General features: G+C 70.7%; 16 protein-coding genes. 4 read left to right on the top strand and 12 right to left on the bottom strand.

Features of this window, described 5'->3' with window-relative positions; translation table 11 throughout:
• Positions 1 to 9: 9 nt before the first annotated feature.
• Positions 10 to 2,751 (top strand): Tat pathway signal sequence domain protein, encoded by a 2,742-nt coding sequence (locus OGH68_RS03040; protein WP_264241755.1) that lies wholly within the window; start codon positions 10 to 12, stop codon positions 2,749 to 2,751.
• A gap of 22 nt (positions 2,752 to 2,773) precedes the next feature.
• On the opposite strand, the gene OGH68_RS03035 is transcribed toward OGH68_RS03040, so the two are convergent.
• From OGH68_RS03035 to OGH68_RS03000, 8 genes are all read right to left on the bottom strand, one after another.
• Positions 2,774 to 3,703, bottom strand: a complete 930-nt coding sequence (locus OGH68_RS03035) for a PmoA family protein (protein WP_264241754.1) — start codon at positions 3,701 to 3,703, stop codon at positions 2,774 to 2,776.
• Positions 3,700 to 4,842 (bottom strand): Gfo/Idh/MocA family protein, encoded by a 1,143-nt coding sequence (locus OGH68_RS03030; protein ID WP_264241753.1) that lies wholly within the window; start codon positions 4,840 to 4,842, stop codon positions 3,700 to 3,702. Before OGH68_RS03030 ends, OGH68_RS03035 begins: the two co-directional genes overlap by 4 nt.
• Before the next feature lie 233 nt (positions 4,843 to 5,075).
• Positions 5,076 to 6,359, bottom strand: coding sequence for a tachylectin-related carbohydrate-binding protein (locus tag OGH68_RS03025; RefSeq protein WP_264241752.1), 1,284 nt, complete (start codon positions 6,357 to 6,359; stop codon positions 5,076 to 5,078).
• 60 nt (positions 6,360 to 6,419) lie between these two features.
• A complete protein-coding gene (locus OGH68_RS03020; RefSeq protein ID WP_264241751.1) occupies positions 6,420 to 9,458 on the bottom strand; it encodes an AfsR/SARP family transcriptional regulator in 3,039 nt (1,012 codons plus the stop codon).
• 54 nt (positions 9,459 to 9,512) lie between these two features.
• On the bottom strand, positions 9,513 to 10,010 hold the full coding sequence (locus OGH68_RS03015; RefSeq protein ID WP_264241750.1) for a M15 family metallopeptidase: 498 nt from the start codon (positions 10,008 to 10,010) through the stop codon (positions 9,513 to 9,515).
• A 29-nt stretch (positions 10,011 to 10,039) separates the two neighbouring features.
• Complete coding sequence (locus tag OGH68_RS03010) at positions 10,040 to 10,222, bottom strand: hypothetical protein (RefSeq protein WP_264241749.1); 183 nt, start codon at positions 10,220 to 10,222, stop codon at positions 10,040 to 10,042.
• A 74-nt stretch (positions 10,223 to 10,296) separates the two neighbouring features.
• Entirely contained in the window at positions 10,297 to 12,021 is a 1,725-nt protein-coding gene (locus tag OGH68_RS03005) for a multicopper oxidase family protein (RefSeq protein ID WP_264241748.1), read from the bottom strand.
• 565 nt (positions 12,022 to 12,586) lie between these two features.
• Positions 12,587 to 15,049: an alpha-L-arabinofuranosidase C-terminal domain-containing protein gene (locus OGH68_RS03000; protein WP_264241747.1), complete on the bottom strand. Its 2,463-nt coding sequence runs from the start codon at positions 15,047 to 15,049 to the stop codon at positions 12,587 to 12,589.
• Positions 15,050 to 15,392: 343 nt separating this feature from the next.
• On the opposite strand from OGH68_RS03000, the gene OGH68_RS02995 reads away from it, so the two are divergent.
• A complete protein-coding gene (locus OGH68_RS02995; RefSeq protein WP_264241746.1) occupies positions 15,393 to 16,586 on the top strand; it encodes an aldose epimerase family protein in 1,194 nt (397 codons plus the stop codon).
• A 108-nt stretch (positions 16,587 to 16,694) separates the two neighbouring features.
• Here the strand turns inward: OGH68_RS02995 and mmsB are convergent, their stop codons facing one another.
• The 4 genes from mmsB to OGH68_RS02975 are packed head-to-tail and all read right to left on the bottom strand — an operon-like array spanning position 16,695 to position 21,653.
• Positions 16,695 to 17,933, bottom strand: a complete 1,239-nt coding sequence (mmsB, locus tag OGH68_RS02990; RefSeq protein ID WP_319020173.1) for a multiple monosaccharide ABC transporter permease — start codon at positions 17,931 to 17,933, stop codon at positions 16,695 to 16,697.
• Positions 17,934 to 17,938: 5 nt separating this feature from the next.
• Positions 17,939 to 19,465, bottom strand: a complete 1,527-nt coding sequence (gene mmsA, locus OGH68_RS02985; protein WP_264249870.1) for a multiple monosaccharide ABC transporter ATP-binding protein — start codon at positions 19,463 to 19,465, stop codon at positions 17,939 to 17,941.
• Positions 19,466 to 19,491: 26 nt separating this feature from the next.
• On the bottom strand, positions 19,492 to 20,598 hold the full coding sequence (gene chvE, locus OGH68_RS02980; RefSeq protein WP_264241745.1) for a multiple monosaccharide ABC transporter substrate-binding protein: 1,107 nt from the start codon (positions 20,596 to 20,598) through the stop codon (positions 19,492 to 19,494).
• A 5-nt stretch (positions 20,599 to 20,603) separates the two neighbouring features.
• On the bottom strand, positions 20,604 to 21,653 hold the full coding sequence (locus OGH68_RS02975) for a hypothetical protein (RefSeq protein WP_264241744.1): 1,050 nt from the start codon (positions 21,651 to 21,653) through the stop codon (positions 20,604 to 20,606).
• A gap of 193 nt (positions 21,654 to 21,846) precedes the next feature.
• Between OGH68_RS02975 and OGH68_RS02970 the strand changes: the two genes are divergently transcribed.
• A complete protein-coding gene (locus OGH68_RS02970) occupies positions 21,847 to 22,617 on the top strand; it encodes an IclR family transcriptional regulator (protein ID WP_264241743.1) in 771 nt (256 codons plus the stop codon).
• A complete protein-coding gene (locus OGH68_RS02965; protein WP_264241742.1) occupies positions 22,617 to 23,465 on the top strand; it encodes an SMP-30/gluconolactonase/LRE family protein in 849 nt (282 codons plus the stop codon). The genes OGH68_RS02970 and OGH68_RS02965 overlap by 1 nt, the downstream gene beginning before the upstream one ends.
• Positions 23,466 to 23,485 lie beyond the last annotated feature (20 nt).

Genomic DNA, 23,485 nt, shown 5'->3' with positions numbered 1-23,485 from the left:
GAATTTGTCATGTCCCCCATCTCCCGCAGATCCCTGCTCTCGGCGGCCGCGGCCGCAGGCGCGGCCGCCCAGTTCAGCTGGGCCCTCGGCAGCAGCAGCGCCCAGGCGGCACCCCGGGCCGCGGCCGCCGGCCCCCAGCCGGTGACCCTCAAGTGGCTCGAGGCCGACGGGCTCGGCGCCGCCCCGGGCACCACACTCGGCGTGCCCTGGCCCAAGGGCCTCCACGCCGAGGACCAGACCTTCTCGCTCGCCACCCCCGACGGCAAGGAGGTTCCGGTCCAGACCTGGCCGCTCGCCCAGTGGCCCGACGGGTCCTTGAAGTGGACCGCGCACGCCATCGGCCCCGAGACGACCGCGGACAGCTTCACCCTCACGGCGGGCCGCCCCGCCGCTGCTCCTGCCCGCCGGGTCGCCGTCACCACCAGGGGCGGCACGATCGAGGTCTCCACCGGCGTCATCACCGCGAAACTCGGCAGGAGCGGATCCAGCCTGGTCAAGTCCGTCACCCGCGGCACCACCGAGATCGCCAGGGACGGACGGCTGGTACTGCTCCGCCAGGGCGAGATCGAGGACGGCGACCAGGGCAGGGAGACGTACGAACGCTTCGAGAGCGTCATCCGGGAGACCCGGGTCGAACAGGACGGCCCCGTACGCGCCGTCGTCCGCATCGACGGCAAGCACCGCCGGGGCAACCGCAGCTGGCTGCCCTTCTCCGTACGCCTCTACTTCTACGCGGGCGCCGAGTCCTTCCGCATGGTGCACACCATCACCTACGACGGCACCCAGGAGCCGGGCAAGGCGAGCGGCGACTTCATCCGCGGACTCGGCGTCCGCTTCACCGTGCCGATGCGGGACCCGGCGTACGACCGGCACATCCGGCTCGGCGGCGACGGCACCGGCATGCTCCGCGAGGCCGTCAAGGGTGTCACGGGACTGCGCCGCGACCCGGGAGCCGCCGTCCAGGCCGCCCAGTTCGAGGGCCGCAAGCTGCCCGACCCGGCCACCTGGGACCAGCGCGTCACCAGCCGGCTCCATCTGGTCCCGGACTGGGGCGACTACACCCTCAGCCAGCTCTCCGCCGACGGCTTCACCGTGCGCAAGCGCACCAAGAAGGGCCACGGCTGGATCGCCGCCGGCGGCGGCCGGCGAGCCTCCGGCTTCGGCTACGTCGGCGGCGCGAGCGGCGGCCTGTCCTTCGGGCTGCGCGACTTCTGGGAGAAGCACCCCGCCGGACTCGACATCCGTGACGCCCACACCGACAGCGCGGAGGTCACCCTCTGGCTCTGGTCGCCCGAGGCCCAGCCGATGGACCTGCGCTTCTACCACGACGGCATGGGCCAGGACACGTACGAGGAACAGCTCGAAGGGCTGAACATCACGTACGAGGACTACGAGCCCGGCTTCGGCACCCCCTACGGCATCGCCCGCACCAGCGAACTCCTCTTCTGGGCCCACGACTCCACACCCGGCGCCGGCACCCTGGCGAAGGAGACGGCCGCCGTCCGCACCCCGCCCCAGCTCGCCGCCCCGCCCGCCCATCTGGTGTCGGCCAAGGTCTTCGGCGGACTGTTCGCCGAACCGGACCGCTCCACCCCCGCCAAGGCCAGGATCGAGGACCACCTCGACTTCCTGTTCTCCTACTACCGCGACCAGGTGGACATGCGGCGCTGGTACGGCTTCTGGGACTACGGCGACATCATGCACAGCTACGACCCGGCCAGGCATCAGTGGCGCTACGACGTCGGCGGCTACGCCTGGGACAACTCCGAACTCTCGCCCGACCTCTGGCTCTGGTACGCCTATCTGCGCTCGGGCCGCGCCGACATCTTCCGCTTCGCCGAGGCCATGACCCGCCACACCGGCGAGGTCGACGTCTACCACCTGGGCGAATGGGCGGGCCTCGGTACCCGGCACGGCATCCAGCACTACGCCGACAGCGCCAAGCAGCAGCGCATCGCCAACACCACCTACCGCCGCTTCTACTACTACCTCACCGCCGACGAACGCACCGGCGACCTGATGCACGCCAATGTCGACTCCGACGAGACCTTCCTCGCCCTCGACCCGATCCGGAAGATCCGCACCGAGCCGTACACCCCCGACCGCCACGCGCTGTCCATCGGTTTCGGCACCGACTGGAGCGGACTGGTCTCCGCCTGGCTCACCGAATGGGAGCGCGGCGGCCCCAAGGCGGCGAAGGCGAAGGCCAGGGTCCTGTCCACGATGGAGACGATCGCCGCCCAGCCCAACGGCTTCGTCCAGGGCAGTGGACTGTACGACCTCGACACCGGCCGGTTCGCGATCGACAAGGAGCCCAAGGTCGGTGTCTCGCACCTCTCCGCGGTCTTCGGACTGAACGAGCTGTGCGCCGAGCTGATCGACCTGGTGGACATGCCGGAGTTCAAGGAGGCGTACCTCGACTACTGCCGGTCCTTCAACGCAACCAAGGCCGAGCAGGCCGCGCGCTACGGCTCGCACTTCGGCTCGCTGATCCTCTTCCAGGGCCACTCGCGGCTCGACGCGTACGCCGCCGTGCAGACCGGCGACGAGAAGCTGGCCCGGCGCGCGTGGGAGAAGTTCTACAACAGCGACGGCTACAAGGAGTCGGCCCCCTGGGCCACGGAAGAGGTCGGCGGACCGGTCACGCTGGTGCCGGGCAGCGAGGCGAACTGGGTCCACACCAACGACACGGCGCTGTACGGCCTCGCCGCGATCGAGAACCTGGCGCTGCTCGGCGACCGCATGCCGTAAAGCCCTTCCTTGATCAGCAGCGTCACCAGGACCGCAGGTGCGACTCGATCCCCCTGCGGTCCGGTGCGCCGTCGGCCACCACGATCCGGTAGCGGTAGGCGAAGCTCGCCCCCGGCGGCAGTGCGAACTCCTCGTGGAACGCCCAGGAGAAGGCGACCGTCGGGGTCGGTTCCGACCGTACGAACCAGTGCGACGGATGGACGGCGTGTTCGTTCTCCGGTGCGTGGGCGAAGACCAGGGTGCTGCACGCGTCGACCTCGTCGTGCACGCCGGTGAAGGCCAGCCATGGCGTGCGGCGGCCCATCAGGGCGGCGGCGCCCGCCTCTCCGTCTCTTCCCGGCCCGTCCGGGCCGAAGACCCGGCCGCCGGTGAAGTCGCGCGGCCCGCGCCAGTGCAGCCCGGTGTAGCCGGCCGCCTCCCGCCCGGCGGTCGTCGGCGAGCCGAAGCGCAGCGGCTCGTCATGGACGTTGGTGAGGTGGATGGACCAGTCGAGCGCCCACGACCCCTGGTCCGGTTCCGCGGAGTGCACGGTGAGGCGGCGCTGTTCCCGGGCCCACTCGGCCCCGCCGTTCTCGATCCAGGTGAGCTTCTCGGCCAGGGTGAGCCGGTCGTCCTCCGCCGTGAGGGCGTCGAAACCGTCGTGCCGCATCCAGCCGATCCGGTCGCGCAGCGGCAGATAACCCTCGCCGTGCACATAGGAGTTGCCGCCCCAGAAGTTCTGCCCGGACAGATGGCTCGCCGTCATCTGCAGACCCTTGTGCCAGCGGTGGTCGCTGGGCCGGTAGCCCGTGACGACGCGGCCGGAGAGGGTGCGCAGCGGATGGACGTACGGTTTGCGGGACTCGAACGCCTCGGGATCGGGCCGGTAGACGTACGTCATCAGGTCCACCCCCGCGCAGGAGACGACGACCTTCTCGCCGTGCGTGTGCGTGAGGGAGACGGGGGCGCTCACCGGCCGCCGCCGCTCGCGTCCACCGGTGCCCAGTCGGGGTGACCGCCGTGCATGGCGGAGTAGTACGGGTCCCCGGGGGTGATCTCACCGGCCCGTACCGGGAGTCCGGTGAAGGCGGCCTTGTACAAAGCGGCGACGAACTCCAGGGTCCGGCGGGCGTCGGGCCCGCCGCCGGGAGGCCGCGTCCCGGCGCGCATCGCCGCCAGGACACCGGTCAGCTGGGCCGAGTGCGAGCTCGGCAGCTCGGCGGCGGGCGTGCGCCACGTCTCGACGCGCGGCCCGTCGGCGGCGGCGTGCGGGGCGGGGGTGTAGCGCCAGTCGTCGTTGGAGTGGCCGTACAGGTGGGTGAGTTCGACGGTGGCGTCGGCGCAGTCGATCCGGATCCGGCTGACCTCCTGCGGCGACACGACGCTGTTGACGACGGTGGCCATCGCGCCGTTCGCGAAGCGCACCAGCGCCGTGGAGACGTCCTCGCTCTCCACGTCGTGCACCAGCCGGCCCGCCATGGCGCGGATCTCGGTCCACTCGCCCAGCAGATGCAGCAGCAGGTCGATCTGGTGGATGCCGTGCCCCATGGAGGGGCCGCCGCCTTCGCTGGCCCAGCGGCCGCGCCAGGGCACGGCGTAGTAGTCCGTGTCGCGGTACCAGGTGGTCTGGCAGTGGGCGACGAGCGGCGTGCCGAGTGCTCCGGAGGTCAGCAGTTCGCGGGCGTGGGCGGCGCCGGAGCCGTAGCGGTGCTGGAAGATGACGGACACGTGGGGACCGCCCGACCCGTCCCGGCCCTCGGCCGCGGCGATGGCGTCGTACTCGGCGAGCGACAGGCACAGCGGCTTCTCGCACAGCACCCAGGCGCCGGCCCGCAGGGCCTCGACGCTCTGTTCGCGGTGGAACGCGGGCGGCGACGCGAGCAGCACCAGATCGGGCCGGGCGGCGGCCAGCATCGCATCGAGGCGGTCGTAGCCTTCGACCCCTGCGCCGGCGGCGGAGCAGAACGCGTCGAGCCGCGCCTTGTCCACGTCGACGGCGGCGACGAGTTCCACGGCGTCGGCGTGGTCGGCCAGGGCGGGCAGATGGCTGCCGTGGGCGATGGCTCCGGTGCCGACGACGGCGGCACGCAGACGGCTTGGGGGGCGAGACATGGAGTTGCTCCTCGTGGAGAGCGTAGAAAGCGCTTGCTGGCCGGTCACTTTACGGGTCCGGCCCGCGCCGGGACAAGGCGCCGCCGATGCGCGGACCCGCCCGGGGCACGACGGTGCACGTCCGAGGCTTCGGCTCGCTCATGCACGAGCACTGCGGCGGAGACCCGGCCTCTGTGTCCGACACCGCTGCGCTGCCGGACCACAGGGATCCGGCAGCGCGTTCGGCGGGGCGGTTACTGAGCGGTGCGGGGCTGGGCGGACAGCAGGATCTGCGTCCAGCCACTGGTGTCGACGGTGCCGGTGCCGGTCAGGTCGGCGCCGCTGCCGTTGTCCGGCAGGGTGTCGAGGTAGGCGTGCAGCGAGCCCTCCGCCCGGTGGCCGTAGAACGCGCCGCCGCCGGGGGCGATCAGGTTGTCCATGGTCTGCCAGGTCGACGACCGCAGCTCGTAGCGGCTCCAGTCACCGGCGCCACGGATCCGGTACGAGAGCAGCTCGCCGCCGCTCGTCGTGCCCAGCAGCCAGTCCGGCCCGGTGGAGGTGAGCGTCTGCAGGGCGAAGCCGGTGTCGATGAGGGTGTTCCCGGTGATGTTCGAGGCGGTGGGCTTGGCGGCCCCGATGGTGTAGCGGCGCAGGGTGCCGTCGGCTATGCCGTAGAGGTGGCCGCTGCCGTCATAGGTGAGCAGGTCGTGGGTCCAGCCGCTGCCCAGGCGGACCGGGGTATCGAACTCCAGCGAGTTGTTGTTGGTGATGACGTCGACCCGGTACAGGTAACCGGAGGTGGAGGTCACCAGGACGGTGTTGAAGTTGAGCGTCGCCATGGCCTTGGGGGTGAAGCCCAGCTTCGCCGTGGAGGCCACCGCGCCGTGGCTCCGCCGACCGGTCTCGGTGTCGATCCGGGTGTAGGTCAGCCGGCCGTCACTCAGGGTGCCGTAGACGGAGGCGGAGCCGGTGGAGCCGACGACCTCGTCGTAGCTGACGCCCCGGTAGCCGGAGTTCTCGTAGGCCGACTTGGACTTGACGACGTGCCGGCCCGGGTCACCGGTGCTGTACTCCTCGTAGACCCACATCTGGCTCTTGCTGGAGTCGGTCCACTTGTGGAACAGGGCGACATGGCCGTCGACGGAGTCGAGGATCGCGTCGCCCGGCTTGAGGGAGTCCAGGGAGATGTAGTCGGTGTCCCCGTACGAGGTGAGGCTCCGGGTGCTGCGGTCCCAGCCGCCGTCCTTGGGCAGGCGCCAGGCCATGGAGACGAAGCCGGAGCAGTCCGGGCGGTACTTCTCCCCCGTGACGGACGGCTTGGCGTCAGCCTGGTCCTGGCTGTAGATGGCGCCGTAGTTGTCGATCCACCACTCCGCCCGGTTCAGGATCTCGTTGCGGCTGATCGACCCGCCGACCGAGGAGGCGTGCGCGGTGCCCGGGGCGGCCACCTCGGTGACGACGGTGGCCGTGAGGCCGAGAGCCGAAGCGGTGAGGACACCGGTGAGTGCGGAGACCGGGCGACGCAGGCTGATACGCATGGTGAATTCCCCCTGGGGAGTCGGCCGTTCATGACGCCGACCACACTGGGCGCACCCGCTTCAACCGTGCTTCAGTTGCTCTGCACCGACCTTTGCAGCGCCGTTGAGTTCGGCGAACTCCCGGGCTCCGTACTCCTGGAACACGCCCATCGCATGAGTGCGGCAGGCCTGCGCGGCCGTCGCGTCACCGCGGGCGGCGTGAACGAGCGACAGGTCGTATTCGGTACGCGCCCTCCACACCTGGACGTCCATCGCCTCCCACAGCGTCATCGCGGAGTCCAGGCACCTCAGCGCGGAATCGAGCCGCCCCTCCGTCAGATGCAGCTGCCCGATCGTCCGCAGCGTCACCGCCTGCCCGAAACGGTCGTCGGCCGCGCTCGCCACGCTCAGCGCCCACTCCAGCCGAGGCAGCACACCGTGATCCATGCCGAGCCTGAACTGCACCTTGGCATGGGCCCGCACGGCATAGGAGCGCATCAGCCGGTCGCCGAGCCCGGCGAAGATGTCCGCGGCCTCGGCACAGGTGCGCAGCGCCTCCTCATAGTCACCGCGGGCCCGGTGGTACAGCCCCTCGGTACGCAGTGCCAGGGCGATGCCGCGGCGGCTGCCGGCCTCGCGGTACCCCGACAACGCCACGTCGAGGTCGCTCTTGGCGCCCGCGTAGTCCCCCTGCTCCAGTCGGACCGAGCCGCGGATGCGATGGACGTAGCCCATTCCGCGCGGGTCGCCCATGGCCTGCACCAGGACGCCGGCCTGGTCCAGGAAGTGCAGGGCCTCGGTGAGGTGCCCGGGCTCGCGGCAGGCGGTGCCCAGACCGGCCAGCGCGGCGGCCTGGGCCCGCACGTCGCGCTCGATCCGGAAGCCGCTGAGCGCCTCGCCGTAGTGCGCGCGGGCCTCGGCGAACCTGTCCTGGGCGAAACGGAGCCGGGCGAGTTCGGCGTGCATGGCGGCCTTGGTGCGCTGGTCCCCGACACGCCGCGCGGCCGCGACGCCGAGGGAGATGATCCGCTCGCGGAACTCATAGCGGCTGTTGCCCAGTTCGACGGCCGTATGGGCCGACAGCACCTCGCACACCAGCCGGTCGAGTCCGAGCTCGGCGGCGCGTTCGACGGCGTGGGCCAGCGCGGGCTCCTCACTCGTCAGCCAGCCGGCGACGTCGGCGAGGACGCGCCGGGTGTGCTCCTCGGGTGGCTCGGGCTCGGGCGCGGTGGCACGCGGTTGCCAGATCATCTCTGCGGGCGGCCGGCTCGCCGCCACGGCACGCAGCAGCGACAGCCAGCCGTGCAGTGGCGCCTCGACGGTGGACCGCAGGACGTCGGCCGGTTCCGTCTCCTCCGCGTGCTCCCGGGCGAAGATCCGTACCAGGTCGTGGAGCCGGTAGCGGTCCACGCCCGCGGTGTCCACCCCGGCGAAGTCCACCAACTGGGCGTCGACGAGTCCCTCCAGCAGCCGCTGCGCTTCGGATTCCGGCAGCCCCAGCAGCCGGCCGACGACCCAGCTGGAGAAGTCCGGCAGCCCCAGGTGGCCGAGGCGGCCCAGCGCCGTGCGGGTCTGCTCGTCCAGGGCCTCGAAGCTGAGGCTGATGGTGGAGCGCACCGCGAGGTCACCGACGCGCAGTTCGTCGAGCCGACGGCGTTCGTCGTCCAGCCGGTCCGCCAGCGTGGCCAGCGGCAGCCGGCGGCGCATCGCCAGGCGGGCCCCGGCGATGCGGATGGCCAGCGGCAGATGATTGCACGCGGTGAGGATGCGGGCCGCCGCCTCCGGCTCCGCCTGCACCCGGTCCGCGCCGACTATGGTCGTGAACAGGTCCATCGCCTCGTCCGGCACCAGCACGTCCAGTTCGGTCAGCCGGGCTCCCGCGAGCCCGCCCAGCCGGTCGCGCGCGGTGATCAGCACGGCGCACGCGCTGCCCGCCGGAAGCAGCGGACGTACCTGCCGTTCGTTCGCGGCGTCGTCGAGCAGGATGAGCAGCCGCCGCTCCGCGAGCAGGGTGCGATAGAGCTCGACCCTGGCCTGGGCGGAGTCCGGCAGTTGCTGGTCCGGCACGCCCAGCGCGCGCAGGAAGCCGCCGAGGGTCTCGGCCGCGGTGGCCGGGGACTCGGTCATGCCTCGTAGTTCTGCATACAGCTGTCCGTCCGGGAAGTGGGCCGTCACCTGGTGCGCGGCGTGCACGGCAAGGGCGGACTTGCCGCTGCCGCCGGGTCCGGCGACGACATGCACCGGCGTGGACGTCAGACCCGCGGTGAGCAGACGCAGTTCCTCGCGTCTGCCGGTGAAGTCGGACAGGCGGGGCGGCAAATGGGCCGGCGGCCGGTGGTTCCCGGCGGCCGGTGCGCGGGCCGGGCTGCCGGGCAGCCGGTCGTCGTCGCCCCGCAGGACGGATTCGTGCAGCTCGCTCAGTTCCGGACCGGGCTCGATGCCCAGCTCCTCGACGAGCGAGTCCCGGCCCGCCCGGAAGCAGGCCAGGGCGTCGGCCTGGCGGCCCAGACGGTAGAGGGTGACCATCAGCTGACCGCGCAGCCGCTCGTTGACGGGGTGTGTCTCGACCAGGGCGGTCAGCTCCGCCAGGTGGTCCAGGCGGCCCAGAGCCAGCTCGGCGGCGTACAGCTCCTCGGCGGCCGCGATCCGCAGTTCGTCCAGGCGCCGGGCCTCCCCGGCGAGCAGCGAGTCCGCGAGCCCGGAGAGCGCGGGTCCCTGCCACAGGGCCCTGGCCTCGCGCAGCAGCCCCGCCGCTCCGGCGAAGTCCCGTGCGGCGGCGGCCTCCCTGGAACGGTCCAGCAGGCGGGCGAACCGGTCGGCGTCCACCACGGCGGCGTCGGCGCGCAGCGCGTAGCCGGGAGCGCGGGTGACGATGATGTCGGGGTGCCCGGCTTCGGCGAAGGACCGGCGCAGGGTGGAGACGTAGGTCTGGATGAGGGCGCGGGCGCTGGCCGGCGGGTTCTCGGACCACACCACGTCCACGAGTCGTGTGGCGGACACGACCCGGCCGGGCTCCAGTGCCAGGGCGGCCAGCAGAGCGCGGGGTTTCGCCCCGCCGAGATCGATCCGGCCTTCCGCCGCCACGGCCTCGACGGGCCCGAGCAGTCTCAAGTGCAGCATGTTGCCCCCTCAACGACGCTGTGAGGCGGCAGGCGCCGACGGGCGGTTCGTCACTCAGCGCCTTACCGGGCCATATCGCGCATGACCGGCACCCCGCAGATACGCCCAGGAACAGTCGCCGTGGGACCAATGCCACCACGCCGCAGGGTAGTTGCTCAGTCCCACGACGCTCAACGCTTCGCTCAGGGTGTGTCGTTGCTCAGCGGCCACCGGATCGGTCGCGCCCGGCCACAGCTCGACGCCGTCGGCCCGGCACAACGTCAAGTCGGCTGCCGCACCCGTCTCGTGCCCGGTGCACCGGAGTCCGGGGGAGGGCCGGTAGGCGCCCAGCACCAGCAGCCGCAGCCCCTCGGGCAGCATCGTCTGCGCTGTGACCAGGCGGTCCACCACGCCCAGCCGCAGCAGGACGGATCCGGGCGTCGCGGTCCGCAGGGCGGGCACGTCCCGCAGGTCGACCAGCCTTTCGCCGCATTCGCGCACCGGGACCGCGGCCGGTTCGGGGTAGGGCGGGGGCACCTCGTCCAGAATTCCGCCCTCCGAGCCGTGCGACACCGATCGACGGCAGTCTGCGGCGGCCCGCTTCAGGAATCCTTCAACAGCCGTACGCCGTACGGGTGGCCCTTGAAGGATCTCTTGAGCCGACGATCTCCCGGCCCCTCCCCACGGCCCACCGGCTCGTCGATCAACTGGTCGTCCACTGCCCTCGCCGACGCAGCCTTCGTGGGCTCGACGGCCTCAGACGCATACACGTTCTCACTCGTCACCGATGGATCTTCCGTGATCGGGAGTTGCACCGGACGATTTACAGTCCCGAACTCCGCCGCCCCTGATGGTGGGGTTATGCGTCGTAGACGACGGTGGTCATCATGCCGGATTCCGAGTGGTAGGTGTTGTGGCAGTGGAGCATCCAGTCGCCGGGGTTGTCGGCGTCGAAGTCGAGGACGAGTTTGTTGTGGGGCAGGACGGTGGCGGTGTCCTTGCGGGCGCCGTTGGAGTCGATGCCGGCGAGGGCGTAGGTGTGGCCGTGCAGGTGGACGGGGTGCCACATGTCGGTGGCGTTGACGACGACCAGCCGTACGCGTTCGCCGCGTTCGATGCGGTGGACGCGGTCGGGTGAGTAGGGGCGGTGGTCGATGCCCCAGTCGAATTTCTCCATACCGCCGGTGAGGGTGATTCTGACGATCCGGTCGGGCCTGCGCCGGTCGAGCTCGACGGATTCGTGTGGCCTGAGCCGGCGCGCCGAGGGCAAAACGGCGCGCCGGAGTTCGGCGGGGCGGGTCGCGGGGCCGGGGAGCGCACCACTCGCTGTGCGCAGGACGGCCATGGCGGCGCCGTTCTTGCCTTCGGCGAGCGCGGTGAGCGGGAAGACGCCGTCCTTGGCGGTGATCAGTACGTCGTAGCGTTCGCCCATGCCGAGGAGCAGGGAGTCGGTCCGGTGGTGGCGTACGGGGAAGCCGTCGCTGTGGGTGATTGTCATCCGGTGTCCGCCGAGGGCTACTCGGAACGGGGTCTCGGCGCCCGCGTTGATGATGCGCAGCCGGATCCGGTCGCCGGGTTTGGCGCGGAACTGGGTCGGGTCGTCGGGTGTGCGTCCGTTGATCAGGTAGTACGGGTAGGCGACGTCGCCGGTGTGGCCGCCGAGCAGCGGGCTGTCGGCGCCGGTCATCAGCCGGCTGGGGCCTCCCCCCGGCTTCGGTGAGGGCGACGCCTCCTCGCGTGCCGGCGCGTCGCCGGGCTGTGGCGCGTGCGCACCCGGCGGGCCGTATCCGGCCGCGATTCCTCCGGAGGGTTTGGAGGGCCGGGTGCCACGGTCGTGCCCGCGCTGGTGCGCGGAGCCGTGGCCCATGGCGGGCTTGCCCTTGCGGAGCTGGTCGAAGACGTCGTCGGGGCTGGAGCCGTCGACCCCGTCGATCCAGTCGTCGAGCAGGACGATCCATTCCGCGTCGTAGGAGAGGGGCTCGTTGGGGTCGTCGACGATCAGCGGCGCGTACATTCCGCGGTCGACCTGCAGGCCCAGGTGGGGGTGGAACCAGTATGTGCCGGGGTGCGGCGCCTGGAAGCGGTACGTGAACGTTCTACCCGGCTTGATGGGCGGCTGCGTCACGTCGGGCACGCCGTCCATCTCGTTGCGCAGGGCGATGCCGTGCCAGTGGACCGTGGTGGATTCGGGCAGGTGGTTGGCGAGCGTCAACTTGAGGGTGTCGCCGGCGGTGATCCGTACCTCCTTGCCGGGCAGTTCGCCGTTGTAGGTCATGGTCCTGACGGTGCGTCCGCCGCCGATCTCGACCGTGGCCGGTGTGGCGGTGAAGGTGAGGCCGCGGAGCTTGCCTTCGGGGCTGGGTGTCCATGTGGGCCGGACCTCCTTGTCGTCCGCGGAGACGGCGCCCTGTGGTCCGGCGGCCCCCTTCCCGGCGCCGGCTGTGGAGTCCGCGCCGCTGCCCGAACAGGCGGTGAGCAGCGCGGATCCCGCTGCGGCGATCCCGGCACCGAGTACGGCACGCCGCGTGGCAGAGGTCGGACGGGGGTGATCCTGCCAGTACATGGTCCTCCGGTCGTCGCACATGCGCGCATCCCGCCCCGGGCCAGGGGCGGCACCCCGGGTGGGGCCCGGCGCGGCAGGACCAGCATGGAGCACGATGCCGGAAACATGCGGTAATTCCCTATTTGCTGTCCTGTCTGTCGTGCCGATGGGCGTTCCGGCCGGTGGCGCCGGGGCGCACGGCCGGCCGGCCACGGCATCATGGCCCGCCCGTGCCCCGCGCCGCCGAACGGCGGACGGCAGCGGCGATTGACGAAGCGGCCAAAGGGCCGAGCGGGGGTCCAAGCGGAGGTCGGCCCGATGAGGACATGAGGCGTGTTGCTGCTGGTCCGCGTCCCTCGTACCCGGGGGCGGCGGCCGGCGAATCCACGGCCGGGCCGCCTGCCCCGACCGCCGCCGGAAGCCTCCGTGCGGTGAAGATTCGACACCTCCACCACACACGGAGGCCTTCGCCACTCCTGCTTTGCGCTCCTACGCGGCCGGGGCGGTGACGGTCATCGTGACGACGAGATCCTCGCCCAGCGTGTAGGTGGCACGCAGCGGCCCGCCGGTCGAGCGGCGGGCCGCGGCACGCGGGGTCCCCGTCGGATCAGGAGCCGGGCGTCCTGGTCTTGATCCGCATGAACGTCACGGAGTTCGGCGGGAACGTGTGGCTGAAGGTGTTGTCCACACCGCGCAGCACCGACCGCTGCGGGCTGATCGGCGTGGCCGAGGCGGTGTTGACCGCGTCCGGGTCGCCGGCGAGCGTCGTCAGGCGCGCGACCGGCGGGACGTCGGTCCTCCGCCCGAGGTCGACACGGGTCCGGGCCGCCGCGTCCTGTGCGTTGACGACCTTGACGACGAGCTCACCACGGGCCTGGTCGTACGTCACGACCTGGCGGAAGGGCTCCGCCGGCTTGTCCGTGAAGCTGCCCCACTCCTTGCCGTCCAGGAACAGCGTCACCTGCCGGCCGCGGATCTGTACCCGCAGGTCGTACTCCTGGCCCGTGGTGATCGTCGTGCCGTCCTCGATCACGACGTTCTTCGCGCCGTGCTCGGCCTGTTCCACGGCGGAACGGGTGTTGCCCCAGCCGCCGAGGTTCCACCAGTAGTAGTTGCCGGTGTCCTTGACGCCGAAGGCGACCAGGAAGCCCTCGCGGCCCGACTTCTTCGTGGCCCTCACCCGCAGGTCGTAGTTCTGCCACCGCGGGTCGCCGGCGGTGACCATGGTGTCCTCCGCCGTGGTGTCGGACTGGACGAACGCACCGTCCTGGATCTGCCAGGAGCCGCGGCCCGCCGCCCTGGTCCACTGGGAGTCGGTCCCGGAGAAGTCGTCCCGGAGCAGCGTGCGGCCGTGGGCGGAGGTGACGGAGACGTCGTCGTACGAGGCGCTGGTCGCCCAGGTCGACAGCCCGACCGCGCCGGTGATGCCGGCCTCGGCCGCCGGCGTTCCGGACGCCTCGCTGGGCACGACGCGGTCGCCGACGTTGTTCATGAAGAGCTTCTGCATCTCGTAGTTGGCCGAGCCCCATGAGCGGTGGTTGTCGAACCAGATCATGTCGGGCTGCCACTGCACATAGTCCTCGTTGGCGAGCAGCGGGGCGTAGGAGGCCATCTTGACGATGTCCGCGTTGCGTTCGAGGCCGGTCATGAACGCGGCCTCCGCCAGGGCGTTGCGGAAGCGGTTGTCCCTGGAGGCGTACTCGCCGAGGAACACCTTGGGGCCCTCGCGGTCGTACGAGTCGTAGCGGTCGTTGTTCTCCAGGAACCACGACGGGTTGTTGTAGTAGTGCTCGTCGACCATGGCGACACCGGCCGCCCGGTTGAGCTCCCAGGCGCGGTCGAACACGGCACCCGTGTCGTCCGGGCCCGAGTTGCTGATGACCGTGATGTCCGGGTACCGCTCCTCGATGGCGTCCCGGAACTGCGTGAAGCGGGCGAGGAACTCGTCGGGCAGGTTCTCCTCGTTGCCGACCGCGAGGTGGGTGAGGCCGAACGGCTTCGGGTGGCCCATCGCAGCACGCTTCGCTCCCCAGGTGGAGGTCCTGGGTCCGTTGGCGAACTCGATCAGGTCCAGGGTGTCCTGGATGTGCCGCCGCAGCAGTTCGGGGTCATCGGTGGCGCGGTTCTGGCCGCAGCCGGTGACGAGTGCGGGCACGACGGGCACGGGCATGGCGCCGATGTCCTCGGCGAACTGGAAGTACTCGTAGTACCCGAGGCCGTAGGACTGGTTGTAGCCCCAGAAGTTGGCGTTGGTCGCGCGCTCCTCGACGGGGCCGATCGTGTCCTTCCACTGGTAGGAGCGGCTGCGCTCCCAGTCCGGTGCCTCGTAGGCCTCATGGCTCCCGGTGTTGACGAGGCAGCCGCCGGGAAAGCGCAGGAAACCGGGCTTCAAGGCGGCGATCTTCCGCGCCAGGTCCTCACGCATGCCGTTCGGCCGGTTCTTGTACGTGTTCTCCGGGAAGAGCGAGACCATGTCGAGCCGGAGCGTCCCGGAGCCGCCGGCACTGACGGTGAGCCGGCCCTCGGTGCTGGTGCGGCTCGCGGTGAGGGTGCCTGTGTAGCGGGTCCAGCGGTCGCTTTCGACCTTGACGTCCAGCGGCTCGGCGAGGGCTCCTGACGCGTCGTCCAGGGAGACCGTCAGCGGGGTGCCGGCGGCCCGGTCGGTGCGCGCCCACACCGAGAAGTCGTACCGCTGCCCGGCCTGTACGGCCACGCCGGAGTTGTAGCCGCTGTTGGTGAGCCGGACGCCGGCGTCGGGGCCGTCGAGCGCCACCCGCAGATAGCGCCTGTTGCGTTCGCCCAAGCGGCCGTCGTCGTCGACGACTTCCGCGGCGGCGGACCCGGCGGTGGCCGTGGCCCAGGAGGTGAGCGGGGTGTAGGAGGCGTTGTCCGCACGGTCGTACTCGAAGGAGCGGTTCTGCACGAGCTCGGCGTACAGACCGCCGTCCGCGGCGCGGTTGATGTCCTCGTAGAAGATCCCGTACATCGAGTCGTCGATCGAGGGGCCGCGACCGGAGGGGTCGACGGTGAGGGTGTAGTCGGTGACGGGCGCGGCGGACGTGCCGGACACGTCCGAGGCGGTGGCCGGCCCGGCGCCGAGGGTGCAGGCCAGCAGGATGCCCGTGCACAGACGGGGCCAAGGTTTGGTCCATGGGCGTCGGGACGGCGCACGCGTGCTTGTCGGGCGGGTTGCCATGGGGCTCTCCTCAGGACAATGAGTTCGAGATGTCGAACGTTGTGCGAAATTGCGCATGGCGAGCATGGGGGAGTCCCTCCGGGCGCGTCAATATGCGGGTCCGTGCGGGCTGTTGACACGGCGCGGACGCGGTCGTTGACTTACGCCACTCTTCCGAACGTTGATCGATATTTCGAACATGCCGCTGTCCAGCGGCCGACAAGGAGTGAGAAGAACCATGACGACCAGCAGGCGCACGGTCCTGGCGGCGGCCGCGGGCGCCGCGGCCGCCGCGGCCACGACGACAGCGGCGGCGGCCACGCCGGCCACCGGCCCGGCGGCGGCCACGGACTCCCCGCGGACCGCCGGCCGGCGGGGCCCGGAGCGCGAGCACTTCGGCACATTGGACGACGGCACCCCCGTCGATCGCTGGACGGTCGCGGCCGGCGGCACCCGGTTGCGCGTTCTGTCGTACGGAGGCATCGTCCAGGTGCTCGAGATCCCCGACCGCCGGGGCCGGCCGGCGAACGTGTCCCTCGGCTTCGCCGATCTGGCGGGCTACGTCGCGAAGAGCCCGTACTTCGGCGCTCTCATCGGCCGTTACGGGAACCGGATAGCCGGCGCGCGGTTCACCCTCGACGGGACGGAGTACCGGCTTCCGGCCAACGACGGGACCAACAGCCTCCACGGCGGGGACCGGGGCTTCGACAAGCGGGTCTGGGACGTCGAGCCGTACCGGAGGGGTGCCGACACCGGGCTCACCCTGCGCCGCGTGAGCCCGCACGGCGAGATGGGCTACCCGGGCACGCTGACGGTCCGCGTCGACTACGTGCTCACCCCGCGCGGCGACTTCCGCATCGACTACGAGGCGACCACGGACCGGGCCACCGTCGTCAACCTCACCCACCACACGTACTTCAACCTCGCGGGGGAGGGCAGCGGCACGGTCCACGACCACCGGCTGCGGATCGACGCCTCCCGCTACACACCCGTCGACGCCGGCCTCATCCCGACCGGCGAAAGGGCGCCGGTCGCACGGACACCCTTCGACTTCCGGCACGGCAAGCCCATCGGTGAGGACCTGCGTGACGGACACGAGCAGATCCTGCTGGGGCAGGGATACGACCACAACTTCGTGCTCGACAAGGGCATCACCGCGTCCCCGGAGCAGGTGGTCACGGTGGCGGACCCGGCATCCGGACGGATCATGAGGATCGCCACCACCGAGCCCGGAGTGCAGTTCTACAGCGGGAACTTCCTCGACGGCACGCTGATGGGCACCTCCGGACGGGTCTATCGCCAGGGCGACGGCTTCTGTCTCGAGACCCAGCACTTCCCCGACTCACCCAACCAGGCCGGCTTCCCCTCGACCGTGCTCCGCCCCGGGCAGACGTACCGGTCCTCGACCGTGCACTCCTTCGGGACCTTCTGAAACCGGGTGCAGGACAGCACAGGGGGCCGGTTCCGCGCCGCGGTGCCGGCCCCCGCACAGCACAAGGGCCGCCGGTACGGGGATCCCGTACCGGCGGCCCCGTGGAGATCAGGAACCGACCTTGCGCTTGTTCCAGACGTCGAAACCGACCGCGGCCAGCAACACCAGGCCCTTGATGACCTGCTGATAGTCGCTGCCGATACCGACGAGCGACATGCCGTTGTTGAGCACGCCGAGGACCAGGCCGCCGATGACCGCGCCGAGCACCGTCCCGACGCCGCCGCTCATGGAGGCCCCGCCGATGAACGCGGCCGCGATGGCCTCGAGTTCGAAGTTCACGCCCGCCTGCGGCACACCGGCGTTGAGGCGCGCGGCGTACACCACGCCCGCCAGCGCCGCCAGCACACCCATGTTGACGAACACCAGGAACGTGACGCGCTTGTCCTTCACGCCCGACAGCTTGGCCGCCGCCTGGTTGCCGCCGAGGGCGTACACATGGCGGCCCACGACCGCGTTGCGCATGACGAAGCCGAAGCCGACGAGCAGGGCCGCCAGCAGGAGCAGCACGACCGGGGCGCCCCGGTAGCTGGCGAGGGTCAGGGTGAAGGCGAGGACCGCCGCCGCCAGGGCCGCGCACTTGGCGAGGAACAGGCCCCGCGGCAGCACGTCGAGGTCGTACTTCTGCTGCCGGCGACGGTCACGGACCTCCTGCCACAGCGCGAACGCGAGCAGCGCGAGACCCAGCAGCAGGGTCAGGTTGTGGTAGTTGGTGACCGGGCCGACCTCCGGCAGATAGCCGGTGGAGATCTTCTGGAACCCCTCCGGGAACGGCCCGAGCGACCGGCTGCCGAGCAGGATCTGGGTGCCGCCGCGGAACAGCAGCATGCCCGCCAGGGTGACGATGAACGAGGGGATGCCGACGTACGCGATCCAGAAGCCCTGCCACGCGCCCGCGAGCGCGCCGATGCACAGGGCGAGCACCACGGCGAGCACCCACGGCACGTCGTGCTCGACCATCATCACCGCGCACGCCGCGGAGACGAGGGCCGCCAGGGAGCCGACCGACAGATCGATGTGGCCCGAGATGATGACGATCATCATGCCGATGCCGAGTACCAGGATGTAGCTGTTCTGGAGGACGAGATTGGTGACGTTGTTCGGCATCAGCAGGACGCCGTCGGTCCATATCTCGAAGAGCACGACGATGAGCGCCAGGGCGACGAGCATCCCGTACTGCCGCATGTTGCGGCGGGCCGCGTCCATCAGGAGCGTCTTCGTGGTGGAGCGTGCGCCCGGCGGCGCCGGGCGGGGCGGGCTGTTCTTGGCGTCGGTGGTGACCGGGCCCATGTCTGTTACCTCTTGTCGCTGGTGTCGGTCATGTGGCGCATGAGGGCTTCCTGGGTCGCCTCGCCGCGCGGCACCTCGCCCGTGAGACGGCCGCCGGACATCGTGTAGATGCGGTCGCACATGCCGAGCAGTTCGGGGAGTTCGGAGGAGATGAGGACGACGGCCTTGCCCTCGGCCGCGAGCCGGTCGATCACGGTGTAGATCTCGAACTTGGCGCCCACGTCGATGCCGCGGGTGGGCTCGTCGAGGATCAGTACGTCGGGACCCGCGAAGATCCACTTGCTGAGGACGACCTTCTGCTGATTGCCGCCGGAGAGCCGGCCGACCTGCTCGAAGACCGTCGGAGCCTTGATGTTCATGCTGGTGCGGTACGACTCCGCGACCCGGCGTTCCGCGTGCTCGTCCACGACACCGCGCCGGGAGACCTTGGACAGGGCGCTCATGGTGATGTTGCGGCCGATGGTGTCGATGAGGTTGAGGCCGTAGTGCTTGCGGTCCTCGGTGACGTAGGCGATCCCGTGTCCCACCGCCTCCGGGACCGTGCGGGTCCTGATCTCCTTGCCGTCCTTGAGCACCGTTCCGCTGATGTTGCGCCCGTACGAGCGGCCGAAGACGCTCATGGCCAGCTCCGTGCGTCCGGCGCCCATCAGCCCGGCGATGCCGACGATCTCGCCCCTGCGGACGTTCACGGACACCTTGTCGACCACCTTGCGCTGCTGGTCGATCGGATGGTGCACGGTCCAGTCCCGGATCTCCAGCGCCGGGTGCTCCCCCCGCTCGCCGGTCCACGGCGTGCGTTCGGGGAACCGGTGGTCCAGATCGCGGCCCACCATGCCGCGGATGATGCGGTCCTCCGTCGTGTTCCCGTCCCTGACGTCCAGGGTCTCGATGGTGCGGCCGTCGCGGATGACGGTGACGGAGTCGGCGACCTCGGCGATCTCGCCCAGCTTGTGCGAGATGATGATCGAGGTCATGCCCTGCTCCTTCAACTCCTTCATCAGGTCCAGGAGTTTGGCGCTGTCCTCGTCGTTGAGCGCGGCCGTCGGCTCGTCGAGGATGAGCAGTCTGACCTTCTTGGAGAGCGCCTTGGCGATCTCCACGAGCTGCTGCTTGCCCACGCCGATGTCCGCGACGCGGGTCTGCGGGTGCTCGTGGAGACCGACGCGCTGCAGCAGGGCGGCGGCGTGCCGCAGGGTCTCGTTCCAGCTGATGATGCCCCGCCGGGCGTGCTCGTTGCCGAGGAAGATGTTCTCCGCGATGGACAGGTACGGCACCAGCGCGAGCTCCTGGTGGATGATGACGATGCCGCGGTCCTCGCTCGCCCGGATGTCCTTGAAGGCGCACGTCTCGCCCTCGAAGAGGATCTCCCCCTCGTAACTGCCGTGCGGATGGACCCCGCTGAGGACCTTCATCAGCGTCGACTTGCCCGCGCCGTTCTCCCCGCAGATGGCGTGCACCTCGCCGGGCGCCACGGTCAGCGTCACGTCCGACAGCGCCCGCACGCCCGGGAAGGACTTGCCGATCGAGCGCATCTCGAGGATCGGTGCGGCGCCGCCGGTCACAGGTCGCTCGCCTTGATGTAGCCGGAGTCGACGAGGATCTTCTTGTAGTTGGACTTGTCGACGCTGACCGGGTCGAGCAGGAAGGAGGGCACGACCTTCCTCTCGTTGTTGTAGGTCGTGGTGTCGTTGACCTCGGGCTTCTTGTCGTTCAGCACGGCGTCGGCCATCTGCACCGCCTGCTTGGCGAGCGCGCGGGTGTCCTTGTACACGGTCTGCGTCTGCTGCCCGGCGATGATGGACTTGACGGAGGCGACCTCCGCGTCCTGCCCGGTGACCACCGGGTACGGCTTGGCCTTGGTGCCGTAGCCGTCCGACTTGAGGGCGGACAGGATGCCGATCGAGATCCCGTCGTACGGCGAGAGCACGGCGTCCACGGTGTCCGACGAGTACGAGCCGGTCAGCAGGTCGTCCATGCGCTTCTGCGCGGTGCCGCCGTCCCAGCGCAGGGTGGTGATCTGCTCCAGCCGGGTCTGCCCGCTGCGGACCACCAGCTGCTTCTTGTCGATGTAGGGCTTGAGGACCTTCCACGCGCCCTCGAAGAAGAAGCGGGTGTTGTTGTCGTCGGGGGAGCCGGCGAACAGCTCGATGTTGAACGGGCCTTCGGCGCTGCCGTCCTTCAGACCCAGCTTCTCCACGATGTAGCCGGCCTGGAGTTCACCGACCTTCTCGTTGTCGAAGGACGCGTAGTAGTCGACGTTGTCACTGCCGAGGATGAGCCGGTCGTAGGAGATCACCTCGATGCCCCGCTCGCCGGCCTGGCGCAGTACGTCGCTGAGTGCACGGCCGTCGATGGCGGCGACGACGAGGACGTCCGCGCCCTTGGTGATCATGTTCTCGATCTGGGAGACCTGCCGGTCGACGTCGTCGTCGCCGTACTGCAGATCCGTCTTGTAGCCCAGCTTCTGGAACTGGGCCGCCATGTTGTCGCCGTCGGCGATCCACCGCTCGGACGACTTCGTCGGCATGGCGATGCCGATGGTGGCGCCCTTGCCGCCCTTCTGCTCCTCCTTGCTGCCGCCGGTGCTGTTCTGGCCGCAGGCGGCGAGGGACAGCGCCAGCGCGGCGGAGACGGAGGCGGTGACCATGGTTCGGCGGTTACGCATTGTCATCAGTCCTTAAGGGGTGAGGTCATGACCGCCGGGGCGGCATCGGGCAGGTCCACGGGCAGATCCGTGACGGTCCGGTCGGTGACCGGAAAACGGTGGAGAGGGCCGGGCAGGCGGGAGCCGAGCGGTGACATCCCGGCGTCGGCGCCGTGCCGGGCCAGCAGGTCGAGCACGAGCCGTCCCCGCCGGACGCGTTCGCGCGCCGACGCCAGCATCGTGTCCTTCATGTGGGCGCCGTACGGGTAAAAGCCGGGAGCCCTGCTCAGTCCGAACTTGAGGTAGAGCGGGGCGCCGCGCCGGATGAGCTCCGCCGCCTCGTACATGCGGACATAGCCGCCGAGGTCGTCGGGCGCCTCGATGTAGAGGTCCATCGGAGCACCGCTGACCCGGCGGATCTCGGTGAGGTGAGCGAGCGTCAGGTCGGAAGGGACGTTGACGGAGTCGGCGCCGAGTCGTTCGTGGACCGCGTACGCGGCCGGGTTGACCGGGCCCACCAGCGCGGAGACCTTGAACGTCGTATCGGCCGGCAGCAGGCCCTGCTCGCGCAGCCGGTGCAGGCTCCAGAGCACGCCCTCGTCCGCGACCAGCAGACACCGGACGCCGAGGGAGGCGGCGCGCAGGGCGTCCTCGACGCAGCCGGCCAGCGCGTCGTGACCGCGGGCCCGCAGCCCCGAACCGCCGGAGTCGGTACGTGTCGACGCGCCGATGTCCCAGCTGCCGCGCGGTCCGGTGAACAGGCACAGCTCGATGCCGCGTTCCGCGCAGGCCCCGGCCATCTCCGTGATCTCGCCGTCGGTCAGCATCCAGACGCCGCTGCCCTGGCTGATGCGGTGGATCGGCAGGTCCAGCCGGGCGGCCTCCTCGAGTACGACGGCCAGCGTCTCGGGCCCCTCGCAGGAGGGGATCTCGGTGCGCCAGCTGCCTCCGTCGGGGAACCGGTGCGGGGAGGCGTCCGCCGGGTCGTCTGCGGGAGCGGCCAGGCCGAGCGCGGCGAGTGCCGCTTCACCGGGTCGGCGTTTGCCGGTGGCGGCCGGCGCGGGAGGAGGGGTCACGAGCAAACCTCAATTGTTCGGCATTTCGGACGTCGTTCGAGATTCTGTGGTGAAGGTAAGGACCGGGCCGGGTGGGTGTCAATGGGTCTGGCGACCGAAACCGCAGATCCGCAACGCTTACCGGCGGGCGGTTGCGGAGATAGACTGTTCGCTCAGTCGGTCAAGCGTTGATATCTCGAACAAGGGGGAAGTCATGGGACGCCACGTGCCCGCTGTCACCCGGGCTCTCGACATTCTGGAGCTCTTCCTCGACGGGGACGGGACGCTGTCGGCACCCGACATCGTCCGCAAACTCCAGCTGCCGCGCACCACTGTGCACGAACTCATCACCACGCTCACGGCCCGGTCCTACCTCGTCCCGGTCGAGGGCCAGTCCGGCCGCTACCGGCTCGGCGTCCGCACCTACCAGCTGGGCAGCCGCTACGCCGAGCAGCTCGACCTCGCCCGCGAGGGCCAGGAGGTCGCCCGCTCCGTCGCGCAGACCTGCGGCGAGACCGTCCATGTCGCGATCCTGGACGGCTCCCAGGTCCTCTACGTCGCGAAGGTCGACTCCACCCACGCCGTCCGTATGGTCTCCGCCGCGGGCCGGAGCCTGCCGGCCCACTGCACCGCCGTGGGCAAGATGCTGCTCGCCTCCCTCCCCGAGGACCAGCTCGACGCCCGGCTCGCACCGGGCACCGAACTGGTGGCCATGACGCCGAACAGCATCACCGACCCGGCCGTCCTGCGCTCCGAACTCGCGAACATCCGGTCCGCCGGCATCGCCCTGGAGCAGCGCGAGTCGAACGCGGACGTGAGCTGTGTCGCCGCGCCGGTGCGCGACCGCTCCGGCCGGGTCGTCGCCGCGCTGTCCATCTCCGTGCCGATGATCCGCTGGAGCGAGGAACGCCTCGCCGAGCTGCGGCCGCTGGCCGCCAAGGGCGCCGCGGACCTGTCCGAGCGGCTCGGGCACCGGGCGCTGTGATGGGGCTCGAGATCGCGGTGCGGCACGAGGCCGTACTGGGCGAGGGGCCCACCTGGGACGCGTCGGCCGCACGCCTGCTGTGGGTCGACATCCTCTCCGCGCGCGTGCACACCTACGACCCGGCCACCGGCCGGCGTACCGTCATGGCCACCGAGCAGCACGTCGGAGCGGCCAAGCCCCGCGCCGGCGGGGGAGTGGTCGTCAACCTCCGCGACGGCGTGGGGCTCTACGACGCCGGGGGCGCGTTCCGCTGGCTGCACCGGGATGCGGCCGACGGGCGGCGCGGCAACGACGCCGCGGTGGCGCCGGACGGCTCGCTGTGGGCCGGGACCATGCGCTACGACGAGGCAGCCGGAGGCGGGACGCTGACCCGGATCGCGCCGGACGGCGCGGCGGCCCCGCTGCTGACCGATGTGGCCGTCAGCAACGGCACGGGCTGGAGCCCGGACGGCAGCCGGATGTACTACATCGACTCGCCGACCCGCCGCATCGACGTGTTCGACGTGCGCCCCGGTGAACCGCTGCCGGTGAACCGCCGTCCGCTGGCCGTCGTCGAGCCGGGCGCGGGGTTCCCCGACGGGCTGACCGTGGACGCGGACGGCTGTGTCTGGGTCGCCCTGTGGGACGGCGGCGCAGTGCGGCGCTACACGCCGCAGGGCGTGCTGGACCGCGTGGTCGCGCTTCCGGTGCGCCGGCCCACCGCGTGTGCGTTCGGCGGCGAGGCCCTCGCGGACCTCTACATCACCACCGCCCGTAAGGGACTCGCGGCGCCGCACCCGCTGTCGGGCTCGGTGCTGGTGCTGCCCGATGCCGGAAAGGGGCTGGCGCAGCCGGCGTTCGCGGGCTGAGCGGAGGGGGGTGCCCGCGG

It is taken from the genome of Streptomyces peucetius (assembly GCF_025854275.1).
Classification (GTDB): Bacteria; Actinomycetota; Actinomycetes; order Streptomycetales; family Streptomycetaceae; genus Streptomyces; species Streptomyces peucetius_A.
The sequence above is the reverse complement of the archived record's forward strand: the minus strand, read 5'-3'. Positions and strand labels throughout refer to the sequence as shown.